Origin of the sequence: Streptomyces silaceus (assembly GCF_001419745.1) — a bacterium.
GTDB lineage: Bacteria > Actinomycetota > Actinomycetes > Streptomycetales > Streptomycetaceae > Streptomyces > Streptomyces silaceus.
Genome location: NZ_LIRJ01000209.1, coordinates 1 through 12203 on the forward strand (window position 1 = coordinate 1; position 12203 = coordinate 12203).

General features: G+C 74.0%; 11 protein-coding genes and 1 pseudogene. 5 read left to right on the forward strand and 7 right to left on the reverse strand.

Annotated elements, in window-relative coordinates; translation table 11 throughout:
• The 3 genes and pseudogenes from AOK22_RS20390 to AOK22_RS43875 form a co-directional block, all read left to right on the forward strand.
• Positions 1 to 377, forward strand: a pseudogene (locus AOK22_RS20390) (glycosyltransferase); the annotation flags it as partial.
• Positions 374 to 1027: a TIGR04282 family arsenosugar biosynthesis glycosyltransferase gene (locus tag AOK22_RS20395; RefSeq protein ID WP_055700131.1), complete on the forward strand. Its 654-nt coding sequence runs from the start codon at positions 374 to 376 to the stop codon at positions 1025 to 1027. The pseudogene AOK22_RS20390 and the gene AOK22_RS20395, both read left to right, overlap by 4 nt.
• Positions 1024 to 1809, forward strand: coding sequence for a methyltransferase domain-containing protein (locus tag AOK22_RS43875; protein WP_055700132.1), 786 nt, complete (start codon positions 1024 to 1026; stop codon positions 1807 to 1809). The genes AOK22_RS20395 and AOK22_RS43875 overlap by 4 nt, the downstream gene beginning before the upstream one ends.
• 343 nt (positions 1810 to 2152) lie before the next feature.
• On the opposite strand, the gene AOK22_RS20405 is transcribed toward AOK22_RS43875, so the two are convergent.
• The gene (locus tag AOK22_RS20405; RefSeq protein ID WP_055700133.1) at positions 2153 to 3430 is read right to left on the reverse strand and encodes a molybdopterin-dependent oxidoreductase; all 1278 of its coding nucleotides are present in this window, start codon (positions 3428 to 3430) and stop codon (positions 2153 to 2155) included.
• A gap of 113 nt (positions 3431 to 3543) precedes the next feature.
• On the opposite strand from AOK22_RS20405, the gene AOK22_RS20410 reads away from it, so the two are divergent.
• Positions 3544 to 4902 (forward strand): hypothetical protein, encoded by a 1359-nt coding sequence (locus AOK22_RS20410; RefSeq protein WP_055700134.1) that lies wholly within the window; start codon positions 3544 to 3546, stop codon positions 4900 to 4902.
• 35 nt (positions 4903 to 4937) lie between these two features.
• On the opposite strand, the gene AOK22_RS20415 is transcribed toward AOK22_RS20410, so the two are convergent.
• On the reverse strand, positions 4938 to 5624 hold the full coding sequence (locus AOK22_RS20415; protein ID WP_055700135.1) for a pentapeptide repeat-containing protein: 687 nt from the start codon (positions 5622 to 5624) through the stop codon (positions 4938 to 4940).
• A gap of 220 nt (positions 5625 to 5844) precedes the next feature.
• On the opposite strand from AOK22_RS20415, the gene AOK22_RS20420 reads away from it, so the two are divergent.
• Positions 5845 to 7350, forward strand: coding sequence for an MFS transporter (locus AOK22_RS20420; protein WP_055700136.1), 1506 nt, complete (start codon positions 5845 to 5847; stop codon positions 7348 to 7350).
• Here AOK22_RS20420 and AOK22_RS20425 read toward each other — a convergent pair.
• The 5 genes from AOK22_RS20425 to AOK22_RS20445 form a co-directional block, all read right to left on the reverse strand.
• Positions 7347 to 8447: a methyltransferase gene (locus AOK22_RS20425; RefSeq protein WP_079036702.1), complete on the reverse strand. Its 1101-nt coding sequence runs from the start codon at positions 8445 to 8447 to the stop codon at positions 7347 to 7349. The two genes, AOK22_RS20420 and AOK22_RS20425, sit on opposite strands and share 4 nt — an antisense overlap.
• A 111-nt stretch (positions 8448 to 8558) precedes the next feature.
• Positions 8559 to 9161, reverse strand: coding sequence for a GNAT family N-acetyltransferase (locus tag AOK22_RS20430; protein ID WP_055700137.1), 603 nt, complete (start codon positions 9159 to 9161; stop codon positions 8559 to 8561).
• 38 nt (positions 9162 to 9199) lie between these two features.
• Positions 9200 to 10048 (reverse strand): histidinol-phosphatase, encoded by an 849-nt coding sequence (gene hisN / locus AOK22_RS20435; RefSeq protein WP_055700138.1) that lies wholly within the window; start codon positions 10046 to 10048, stop codon positions 9200 to 9202.
• Positions 10049 to 10123: 75 nt separating this feature from the next.
• A complete protein-coding gene (locus AOK22_RS20440) occupies positions 10124 to 10813 on the reverse strand; it encodes a methyltransferase (RefSeq protein ID WP_055700139.1) in 690 nt (229 codons plus the stop codon).
• A gap of 63 nt (positions 10814 to 10876) precedes the next feature.
• The gene (locus AOK22_RS20445; protein WP_055700140.1) at positions 10877 to 12166 is read right to left on the reverse strand and encodes a DegT/DnrJ/EryC1/StrS aminotransferase family protein; all 1290 of its coding nucleotides are present in this window, start codon (positions 12164 to 12166) and stop codon (positions 10877 to 10879) included.
• Positions 12167 to 12203 lie beyond the last annotated feature (37 nt).

The following is a 12203-nucleotide window of genomic DNA, read 5'->3' on the forward strand; positions in this document are numbered from 1 at the left end:
TCGGGCGGCGCCGCCCGAGGAGTCCCGGAGCCTGGCCCGCCCACGCGCGGGCGGGCAACGTGGCGCTGGCCAGAATGCTGCGGCGCCGCACGGGACTGCGCCTGCACGACCTCGGTCCGATGCGGGCGGCCCGGCGCGAGGCCCTGCTCGGGCTCGGCCTCACGGACCGCCGCAGCGGCTATCCCTTGCAGATGGTGGTGCGCGCCGCCGACGCGGGCTGGCGCGTCGAGGAGCGGGACGTGCCCTACCTGCCCCGCGCCGGGAAGTCGAAGGTCACCGGGACGTGGCGGGGAACGTGGCACGCGGTGCGGGACATGCGGGCGGTGCTCGCCGAGCCGCCGCGGACCGCCGCCCCGAACCGGACGGAGGCCGCGTGACGACCTCGGACACGACGCTGCTCGTCATCGCCAAGGAGCCCGTGCCGGGGCGGGTCAAGACCCGCCTCACGCCGCCCTACACCTCCGGGGAGGCCGCCGAGCTCGCCGCCGCGGCCCTCGCCGACACCCTCGACGTGGTGCGCGCGGCACCCGCCCGCCGCCGCGTCCTGGTCCTCGACGGGCGGCCCGGCCCCTGGCTTCCGCCCGGCATCGACGTGGTCCCGCAGTGCTCCGGCGGCCTGGACGAACGGCTCGCCGCCGCCTTCGCCGCCTGTACCGGGCCGGCCCTGTTGGTCGGCATGGACACGCCCCAGATCACCCTCTCGCTCCTCGCCCCGGCGCTCGACGCCGGCGCGTGGCGGGACGCCGACGCCTGGTTCGGCCCGGCCGTCGACGGCGGATTCTGGGCCCTGGGCCTGGCGGAACCCGACCCCGAGCTGCTGCGCGGCGTCCCCATGTCGAGGGCCGACACCGGCGCCCTCCAGCGGGCCCGGCTCGTCGCCGCCGGACTGCGGGTGCGCGAGCTGCCCCGGCTGCGTGACGTCGACACCGCCGCCGACGCCGGCCTCGTCGCCGCCGAGGCACCCGGCAGCCGTTTCGCCGCCGCGCTCGCCCGCCTCACCGCCGCGTCCGTCGGGGGTGACCGATGAGCACCACGGTGCCACCCGCCACCACCCGCGCCGGCGGGCCCGCCTCCTGGCGCGCGGATCCCTACGCGAACGCCCTGCGCGACGGCCGCGGCCCCCTGTTCCTGCGCCGCAGCGACGGCTGGCTCCTTCCGCTGGAGGTCGAACGCTGGTGCGCGCCGCCCGACCCCGCCGACCTCTCCGCGCTGCGCCGCTGCGAGGGCAGCGTCCTCGACGTCGGCTGCGGGCCGGGCCGCCTGGTCGCCGCTCTCGCCGCCCGTGGCGACCGTGCCCTCGGCATCGACGTCAGCGAGGCGGCCGTCGAGCGTACGCTCCGGAGCGGCGGAGCGGCGCTGCTCCGTTCCGTCTTCGACCCGCTGCCGGGCGAGGGACGCTGGGGCACCGCGCTGCTCGTCGACGGCAACGTGGGCATCGGCGGCGACCCCTCGGCGCTCCTCACGCGCGTCGCCCAACTCCTGCGCCCCGGCGGCCTGTTGATCGCCGAGACCGTCCCGACGGACGTCGACGAGCGCGTCGAGGTGTCCGTGGACGACGGGCGCGGCTCACCGGGCGAGCCGTTCCTCTGGTCCCGGCTCGGGGCCCGCGCCCTGCTGCGCCACACCCGACCGCTCGGCTGGCGCCTGGCCGATCAGTGGACCTCCGGCGGCCGCCGCTTCCTGGCGCTGCGCCGCCCGCCCACCGCGCACAGCGCCCGCCACGATGCGGCGGCGGCGAACAACGCGGCCGTGATGAGCAGCCAACGGGTGAGGAACACACCGGCGGGCAGCCCCGTCGTGGACTCGTAGCGCCCGACCCGCCCGGCGATCAGCGGGAACCAGACCACCAGCAACAGGCCGGACAGGAAAGCCGGCACGCGGATGAGGGCGACCCGCTCCCGCGGCCTCCCGCCCCGGCGGACGGCGGCCCGCAGGACACCGTCCGCCACGGCGTACAGCGGCACGAACAGCACGTCGTGCACCAGCGCCGCACCCGCGAACCAGAGGGCGACGAGCAGCCGGTCGCCGTCGAGGAGGCGCACCCCCGCGTACCCGGCGACCGCGAACGAGCCGAGCAGGACGACGAGTTGCAGGGGGCCTTCGCCGTACCAGCGCCGGAACCGGTCGCTCATGGCACCGCCGCGGCGCACGGTCATCGCACTCCTCCGAAGGTCAGGCGGGACACCCATTTGGTGCTGAGCACGCCGGGCGCGGCCGGGACGATGATCCGCGCCGGGTATCCGTGGTCCGGTGACAGGTCCTCGCCGTTGACCCGCAGGGCGAGGAGCGAACGCGGATCGCGGACCTGGTTGTCGCGCAGCGCGGCCCTGCGGAACGCGCCGCGCAGTTGCAGGGATTCGACGAGGACGTCCGGCTCCGCACCCGCGTCGGCGCCGGCCAGGACCGCGAGGTCCCGCAGGCGCACCCCGCGCCACCGCTGGTCCGAGGTCGACCAGCCCTCCACGCACGCGATGGGCAACGCGGCATCGTGCAACGGCAGTCGCAGGAGCTGGTCCCGCGAGAGCCGGACGACACCGCCGGGTCCTTCGACGACCAGCCGCCACGCCTCCCCCGTGTCGGCGGCCGCGATCCCCGCCCTCGCCGCCGTCTTGTTGGTCTGAAAGCCGTTCGGCCCGCTGCCCGGTTCCGCGCCGCCGTGCGGCGCCAGCAGGGCAGTGCGGCGCAGGGGGCCGTCGAAGCTCTGGCCCGCCGTCGTCACGAACAGCAGGGCGGAGCCCGCACCGACCATGCCGAGCGCCCCGCGCCGCGACACCGTCGGCTCGGCCGGGCGGGGGGACACGAGGCCGCCGTCCTCGTACGGCTCCGGACGCGGGTCCCGCAGCCTGGCGCGGAACCCCTGCTCGCGCAGGACGCGGACGGCCGCGGGCAGCCGCAGCGCGACGTGCGCCACGAGGGCCGCGAAGAACACCCAGGCGCCGTAGAAGTGCAGCGGATAGAAGGAGCCCGGGAAGAGGTACTCCAACTGGACGTTGAGCACGCCGGTGGCGAACTCGAACAGGGCCCCGCCGACCAGCAGGAGCAGCGAGAGCCGCTCCAGGGCGTGCCCCACCGACCGTGCCGGAGGCAGCGCGAAGAGCTTCGGGATCACCGACCACAGCTTGGCGAGCAGCACCGGGATCAGCGTGATGCCGACCGTGACGTGCAGGCCCTGGCTGAGGCGGTAGAGCCAGTGCGGGTCGGTGGGCCAGTCGAAGAGGTAGAAGCCGAGCAGGCCCTTGTCCGGCGTCTTGTCGTTGAGTGGCGACAGGTTCGGGTTGTAGGCGGCGTACGACAGCAGGCCGGTCACGAACAGCACGGGGATTCCGGCCAGCAGGACGACGCCGAGGAGCGACGTGAGCCAGGGGCCCCGCAGTGGGCTGCGCCAGAATCCGGGACGGGCCGGGGAGGTGATCCGTGGTGCGGGAGGCATGGCTCGACGGTATGCCGCGCACCGGCCCGCGGCGGGGCGTCGACTCATGACGAAACGCTGACGTCCTGCCGTGGGCGTCCCGTTCCGGCGCCGCCCGCGCCTAGCGTGCGGACGTGAGCACCACAGAACGCACCGGCAGCCGACTCGACCTGGCCGCGGCCGGATTCGGGGCCCTTCTCGTCGCCGCGGCCATCGGCGTCGGCATGCACATCGAGGACGCCCACGGCACCCTCCACCTCAACTGGCCACCGCTGTACGCCTCATGGGACCCGCACATCGGACCGGGCACGCCCGCCGCGCTCACCGTCGCCGCCCTGGTGATCGCCTACGCCCCGCCCCTCGCCGCCCGGCTGCCCTGGCGCTCGCTCCTCCTGACCGCCTGGGGCACGTCCCTGGCCTGGATCTGGTCGCTCGCGCTCGTCGACGGCTGGCACCGCGGCGTCGCGCGGCGGCTCACCACCACGTACGAGTACCTCCAGGTCGTCGACCGCTTCGACGACATCCCCGCGACGCTGCGGGACTTCAACCGGCACATCCTGATCGACGCGCCCGACCACTGGCCCGCCCACACCGCGGGACACCCGCCGGGCGCCACGCTCACCTTCGTCCTCCTCGACCGGATCGGTCTGGGCGGCGGCGGCTGGGCCGGGGCCTTCTGCGTCACCGCGGGCAGCACCGCGGTGGTCGCCGTCCTGATCACCCTGCGCACGCTGGCCGACGAGACGACCGCCCGCCGGGCCGCCCCCTTCCTCGTCCTCGCGCCCGCCGCGATCTGGGTCGGCGCCTCGGCCGACGGCTACTTCGCGGCCGTCACCGCCTGGACGGTCGCCCTGCTCGCGTCGGCCGCGACCCGCACGGCCCGATCCCCCGGCGCGGCTGCGCTCGGCTCCGGGCTCCTCTTCGGGCTCACCTGCTACCTCTCCTACGGCCTTCCCCTCTTCGCCCTGGTCTGCGCCGCCGTCCTGCTCGTCGCCCGCACCCTTCGCCCCCTCCCCCTCTTCCTCGCCGGGCTCGCCGTCGCGCCGCTCGCCTTCACCCTCGCGGGCTTCGACTGGTGGGAGGCCTACCACCTGCTCGTCGAGCGCTACTACCAAGGGGCGGGCGGCATCAGGCCGTACGGCTATTTCGTCTGGGCCAACCTCGCCTGCACGGTGCTCGTCGTCGGCCTCGCCGGCGTCGCGGGCCTGCGCAGGACCCTGGCGTCCGCGCCCACCGCGCTCCGGCACCTGGCCACCGGCGGGGCCACGGCCCCCCACCGCCTGGTCGCGCTCGTCCTGGCCGCCCTGCTGGCGCTCGCGGCCGCCGACCTGTCCGGCATGAGCAAGGCGGAGACCGAGCGCATCTGGCTGCCCTTCGCCACGTTCCTGCTCGCGGCCACCGCGCTCCTCCCGGACGCGGCCCGTCGGCGCTGGCTGGCCGCCCAGGCCGTGCTCGCCCTCGCCGTGAACCATCTGCTGCTCACCGGCTGGTGACCGCCGGTCCGTGGCGGGCCGTCCCCCGGCCGGCGCTACGCCTCGATGGTGACGCCCATTTCCTCGGCGACGAGGAGTGCCAGGTCCATCGCGCCCGGCCCCTGCACCGTGGCGCCCCGGAAGCCGGTGACTCCGTTGACATCGGCCAGGTCGCAGTTCTCGAAACGTACGTTCTTCATGTCCGCGTGGGAGAACTGCGCCCCCACCAGACTGCAGTTCACAAAACGCACGGACCTGAGTTCCGCGCTCTGGAAATCGGCGCCCTGCACATTGCAGTCGGCGAATACCACGGAATGGAACGTCGAGTAGCGGAACAGCGCGAGATCGCTCCGGCAGCCGTCGAAGCGCACGTCACGGAACGTGCCCGGTCCCCAGGAAGAGCCCGTGAGGCGGCTCGACGTGACGGCGCAGCGGATCAGCGACACGTCACGGGCCCGCACCTGGGCGAAGTCGCAGGTGTCGAAGTGCGAGTCGGAGAGCACCGAACGCCGCAGCTCGCTGCCGGTGAACCGGGTGTTCTCGAAGCGGCACCGCTCCGCCTCCACGGCCTCGGCGTCCAGCCCGGCGAGGACCGTCCCGTCGTACCGCACGCCCTTCACCGTGGTGTCGTCCTCCCAGCCGTCCCCCGGCATGACGGCCGGCCGGGGCACCGGGAACGGCCGGGGGGCGCTCGGCGCCTTGATGCGTACGGTGCTGCCGTCGTGGCGGACGTGCCGGGGCATCTGACGGAATCCAATCTTCGGCGCGGCGCATGCGCGGAGACTTTACGGGCGGAACGTGAGGAGACTTTACGAGCGGGACTTTACGGGCGCGGGTCATCGCTCTGTCAACGCGGCGACAAGGGCTTCTTGTCGGCGGAGAAACGCTGGTTGTTGGACAGCTCTTCGCGCTCTTTGCTGGGCTGAGGCCTCTACGTCCTTTCCCTTCAGGAGGCTGCAGTTCATGGCGCGAAAGCCCGGGAATTCCGCTGTTCCGGTGGAATCGGCCGCCCTTCGGGAAGGGACGCGGGACCAGGAGGGGGCGTCGGCCGCGCCCGATCCGCGCCGCTGGTGGGGGCTGGTCGTCATCCTGGCGGCGCAGCTCCTGGTGGTGCTCGACGGGACCATCGTCAACATCGCCCTGCCCTCGGTGCAGGACGACCTCGGCATGTCCGACACGAGCCGCCCGTGGGTCATCACCGCCTACACCCTGCCCTTCGGCGGGCTGTTGCTGCTCGGCGGCCGGATCGCCGACGCCTTCGGGCGCCGGCGGGTCTTCGCCATCGGCATCCTCGGCTTCGGGCTCGCCTCGCTGCTGGGCGGCGCGGCCCCCGACCCGGGCACGCTCTTCGTGGCCCGCGCGTTGCAGGGCGCCTTCGCCGCGGCCCTCGCGCCCGCCGCGCTCGCGCTCATCAACACGCTGTTCACCGAACCCGGCGAGCGCGGCAGGGCGTTCGGCGTGTACGGCGCGGTCAGCGGCGGTGGCGCGGCCGTGGGCCTGCTGGCCGGCGGGCTGCTGACCGAGTACCTCGACTGGCGCTGGTGCCTGTACGTCAACGCCCCGGTCGCGCTCCTGGCCCTGCTCGGCTGCCGGCTGCTCCCGTGCGACCGGCGCACGGACCGCACCGTGCGCCTCGACCTGCCCGGCACGCTCCTCGGCTGCGGCGGACTGGTGGCGATCGTCTACGCGTTCGCCGAGGCCGAACGGGGCTGGGGCGATCCCCTGGTCGTCGGGCTGCTCGGCCTCGGCGTGCTGATGCTGGTGGCGTTCGCACTGGTCGAGCGGCGGGTCCCGGATCCGCTGCTGCCTCCCCGAGTGGTCGCCCATCGGGTGCGGGGCGGCTCGTTCCTGGTCGTGGGGCTGCCGCAGATCGGCCTGTTCGGGCTCTTCCTGTTCCTGACGTACTACCTCCAGGGGATCCTGGGCTACTCGCCCGTCCTGACGGGGGTCGCCTTCCTGCCGCTGGGACTCGGCATCGCCGTGGGCTCCTCGCTGATCGCGGCCCGGCTGCTGCCCCGCACCCGTCCTCGTACGCTGATCGTGGGCGCGCTGCTGGCCGCCGCGACCGGCATGGCGCTGCTCACCCGCCTCGAGGCGGACACCCCGCAGGTGTATCCGACGCACCTGCTGCCCGCCCAGATCCTCATCGGGCTCGGCATCGGCTGCATGATGATGCCCGCGATGCACACGGCCACCGCCGAGGTGGCCCCGCACGAGGCGGGCGCGGCGGCGGCCGTGGTCAACAGCGCCCAACAGGTGGGCGGCGCCCTGGGCGTGGCGCTCCTGAACACCGTGTCGACCGGCGCCACCGCCGCCTATCTGAGGGAGCACGGCGACTCGCCCGCCGCCACGGTCGACGGCACGGTGCACGGCTACACCGTGGCCATCGGCTTCGCCGTCGGCGTGCTGCTCCTGACGGCGCTGCTCGCCTGGGTGCTCATCGACTCCCGTTCCGAGAAGGCCGGTTAGACCGGCTCCGCCTCGATGAGGGAGAACGGTGTGAGGCCGGGCGGCGTGAGGACCCGGGTCGTACGGAACCCGGTGTCCGCCAGCAGCGCGCGCAGGTCCCGCTCGCTGCGCTCGCGCCCGCCCATGTTCACCAGCATGTACAGGTCGCTGAGGTAGCCGAGCGGATGCGCGGAGCTGTCCACCGTGTCGGGCAGCAGTACTTCGACGATCAGCAGCCTGGCGTGGGCGGGCATGGCGGCCCGGACGGTCCGCAGGATGTCCGCCGACCGTGCGTCGCTCCAGTCGTGCAGGATGCTCTTGAGTACGTAGAGGTCGCCACCGCCGGGCACCCGCGCGAAGAAGTCCCCGGTCTCGACCCGGCCGCGCTCCCCCACCCCGGCCGCGCGCAGCGTCCCGGCCGCGTCGCGCGCTCCCTCCGGCGAGTCGAAGACCACGCCCCGGACGCGGGGATGCGCGCCCAGCACGGCCGCCAGCAGGGATCCGTCGGCGCCGCCGACGTCCACCACGGTGCCGTACGACGAGAAGTCGTACTCCTGCTCCTTGGCGAGCGCGGTGCTCATGGTGCGGGTGGCCTCGCGCATGGAGGACGTGAAGGTGACCGAAAGATCCGGCCGCTGGGAGAGGTAGGAGAAGAAGTCGGTGCCGAAGACCTGGTCGAAGGCGGGTTCGCCGGTCCTGATGCTGTGGTCGAAGTGCGACCACGCCTGCCGGAAGACGCCCATGCCCTGGCGGACGAAGGCGTGCAGCGAATCGGGCGCGTCGGTCCGCAGTCGGTGGCCCGCCGGCGTCAGCCGGAAGGTGCCCGCCGAGGTCTCCTCGGCCAGGCCGAGCGCGGCGAAGGCCCGCAGCAGGCGCAGCGTGGCGACGGGGTCGGTGTCCAGGGAGGCGGCCAGGTCGGGGGCGGCGCGCTCCTCCGTGCCCATCAGGTCGGGCAGGTCCAGGCGCGTCGCCAGGTCCAGGATCTCGGAGGAGATGTAGCCCCATACGAGGGTCAGGATCCGCTCCTGCGCACCGAACTGCGCTGCGTGTTCGGCATCGGGGACGACGGCGGGTGCGGGGTCGGCGGGGCCGCCCCGGGTGGCTTCGGACGGAGCCATGGGGTGGTGCGCTCCTTTCGGTGGGGCACTCAAAGTCGTGCGACGGGCTTGCGGGCCGGGCTCCCGGTTGTCTCTCGGGCGCCCGGCCCGCGGTCGGCGGCCCGGCCTCGGTCAGGCACCCGGCTTGCGGGTCATGCACCAGGTGCGCGGGCCGCCGTCGGGGATCTGGACGTCGGCGGTGACGGTGAAGCCGAGCCGCTCGTAGAAGGGGAGGTTGCGCGGGTCGGAGGTCTCCAGGAAGGCGGGCACTCCGGCGCGCTCGGCCGCCTCGACCCCGGGGCGCACGACGGCGCTGCCGAGGCCCTTGCCCTGGTGGTCGGGCGAGACGCCGACGGTGGCCAGGAACCACGCGGGTTCCGTGGGCCGGTGCGGCGCGAGGAGGCCTTCCATCCGCTGCTGCGCGGCCAGCCGGGAACCGCTCAACTCGGCCATGCGCGGCCCGATCTCGGCGAAGACCGCGCCCGCGTCGACGCTCTCCGGTGTCGTCCAGACCGCCACCGCGGCGCCGTCGTCGGCGACCCAGACCTTGCCGATGTCCAGCCCGACGCGGGTCAGGAACAGCTCCTGCAGCTCGGTGACCCGCTCGATGTGGCGGTCCGGGTCGACGGTGTGCCGCGTGGCGGGGTAGTCGGCGAACGCGCCGGCGAGGGTGGCCACGGCACGGGGGACGTCGTCACGGGTGGCGGGGCGCACGGAGGGCTTGTACTCGGTCATGGTTGCTCGTCTCCTGGTCAGGGTCGGGGGTCGGTCGGTCAGGGTCGGGGGGTGGTGCCACCGGCCGTGGCGGTCACGGCGCGGGGCTCGGTCGTGCCGGTCGTCTCCGCGAGGACCTCCACCGCGAGCCGGTGCAGCTGCGGATTGGCCGACAGGGCACCCGTCCCGTGCTGGGGCGAGGCGCCGCGCAGGTCGGTGCAGAGACCGCCCGCCTCCGCCACGAGGATCTGCAGGGCGGCGATGTCCCAGGGGCTCACGACCGGTTCGGCCGCGACGTCGATCGTGCCCTCGGCGACCATGCAGTGCTGGAGGAAGTCGCCGAAGGCGCGGTCCTCCCAGCAGGCGTCGGCGAGGCGCAGATACGCCGCGCGCGCGTGGAAGGCGTCCCAGGTACGGGTGTTGGTGGTGGACAGATAGGCGCTCTCCAGGCGGGTGACGCCGGAGACGTGCAGGCGCTCCGGGGTGCTGTCGGCCGGCCCGCGCCGCAGCCAGGCGCCGCTCCCGGCCGCCGCCCACCAACGGCTGTGCAGGGCGGGGGCGCTGACGACGCCGACGGTGGGCCGGCCGTCTTCCAGGAGGGCGATCAGCGTGGCCCAGACCGGCACCCCGCGCAGGAAGTTCTTGGTCCCGTCGATGGGGTCGACGATCCAGGTGCGTCCCGCGGTGGCCTCGCCGCCGGTCTCCTCCCCCGCGAAGTCGTCCTCGGGGCGGGCGGCGCGCAGGGCCTCGCGTACGGCCGCCTCGACGGTGGTGTCCGCGTCGGTGACGGGGGTGCGGTCGGGCTTCTCGCTCACCCGCAGGTCGCGCGCCCGGAAGCGGCGGGTGGTGACGCGGTCGGCGATGTCGCCGAGTTCCAGGGCCAGTTCGAGGTCGGCCTGCTGGGGCATGAGGGTGCCTCGCATGTCGTGGGAGGGAGGGAGCCGTCCCGGCGGGCCGGGGAATCGCCCGCCGGGACGGCGGGCTCACTTGGCGCGCAGTTCGAGCAGGTGGTACTCCATGACGCGGACGACCTCGATGCGGCGCACGCGGCGCAGCATCTCGACGCTCATCCCCGCCTCGGCGGCGAAGGCGTCGATCCGCTCGCGGTCGCCCAGGTCGGCCGTGCCGATCAGGAGCCGGCCGCCGTCGGCCAGGTGGTCGCGGGCGCCGGCGATGAACCGGGACTGGCCCTGGTAGCCGGGGTCGAAGACGGCGGAGTGCAGGTCGCTGGAGAGCGGGAAGCCGTCCTCCACGTACGTCCAGGGCACGTTCCAGAAGATCGCGTCGAACCGGTCGGTGGACTCCAGGGCCGCGTACAGGTCGCTGTGCAGCACCCGCACCCGGTCCGCGACGCCGTGCCGCTCGGCGTTGGCGCGGGTGTTGACCACCGCCTTCTCGTTGATGTCCAGCGCCGTCACGTTCGTACAGCCGCTGAGCGCCGCGGTCACGGAGATGACGCCGGTGCCGCAGCCGACCTCCAGGAAGGAGCCGCCCTCGGGGTAGGGCACGATCGAGGCCATGACCTCGGTGGCGGCGGTCAGGGTGCCGGGGAAGACGCCGCGGTGCAGGATCCACTCGCGGCCCAGCAGGGAGAAGTCGTCCGGCAGGTCGTCTCCGGTCATGACGTGCTCGAGGACCTTGGCGGCGGCCTCGGGGGATTCCTTGACGGTCATGGTTGTCCTTTCCTGCGGTGGTGGCGGGATCGTTGCTCGTGGCAGCAGTCGGGGAGCACGGCCCTAGCGGGGCGTCCCGGCCGCGTGGGCGGCCAGCGCCTCGCGGTGCCGTCCGATCTTGCGGAAGGCCTCGGCGTACGCCTCGATGAGCGTCACGTCCTCGGGCCAGTTCGTGAAGGTGGGCAGGGACAGCGCGTGCGCCTCGACGTGGGCGGCGTGCGAGCCGGGCGCGGGGGCGTTGGCGCGCTTGGGGGTGCCGGGGAAGAGCGGGTTGTCCGAGCGCGCGTACAGCGGCAGGGTGGACAGCTGGGGGCCGGACGGCGCGCCGACCTCCATGCCCTCGGCCCGCAGCGCGTCGATCAGCACGGAGCGCGGCACACCGCCGAGCGCCTCGGGCCGGTAGAGCGGCTTGTAGCCGTACCAGGCGCCCATGTCGACGTGGTCGGGGATCCGCACGGGCTCCAGGTAGTCGACGTCGCGCAGCAGTTCACCGAAGTGGTCGAGGCAGCGGTGGCGGGCCCGCATGCGGGCGGGGAAGGCGGCGAGCGCGTGCCGGGCCACGACCGCGTTGAACGGCGACATCCGCAGCTTCAGGCCGAAGCCGGTGACCCAGTGCGTGCGCAGCTCCTCGTCGAGGACCGCCTCGCGGGAGCGGTCGCGGTAGTGGCCCAGGAGGGTGGCGCGGTCCTGCACGAGCGCGTCGTCGGTGACGAGGATGCCGCCCTCGCCGGCGTAGACGGCCTTGTTGGCCTGGAGGGAGAAGACCGCGGCGTCGCCGAAGGTGCCGACCGGCTTGCCCTTGTAGCGGCTGCCGTGGGCGTGGGAGCAGTCCTCCAGGACGCGCAGCCCGTGGCGGTCGGCGATCTGGAGGATGGCGTCCATGTCGCAGGGGTGCCCCCACTGGTGGACGACGGTGACGACCCGGGTGTTCTCGGTGATCGCCGCTTCCAGGGCCTTGGGGTCAAGGCCGCGGCTGACGGGGTCGATGTCGGCGAGGACCACGTCGCCGCGCAGCGCGAAGACGGGGCTGAGCGCCGCGTGATAGGTGAGCGCGGGCCCGACGACCTCGGTGCCCTCGCGGACGCCGAGGGCGAAGTAGGCGGCGAGCAGGGCGCTGGTGCCGGAGTTGAAGGTGACGGCGTAGCGGACGCCGTGGTCGAGGAAGGCGAGGAACTCGGCCTCCAGTCGGCCGATGGGGCCGCTGTTGCCCTTGATGGAGATGTCGGTCTGCCGCTGCTCGGTGAGCGCGGCCAGTTCGGCCTCGTCCGCGCGGGGCGGCCAGATCTCGTGGGGAAGCGGCCGGTCGATGGCGGGGCTGCCTCCGAGGAGGGCGAGCTTGTCGGCGGTCGTCATGGGTCCTTCCTGGCGTGGGGAGTGGCGGCGGTACGTG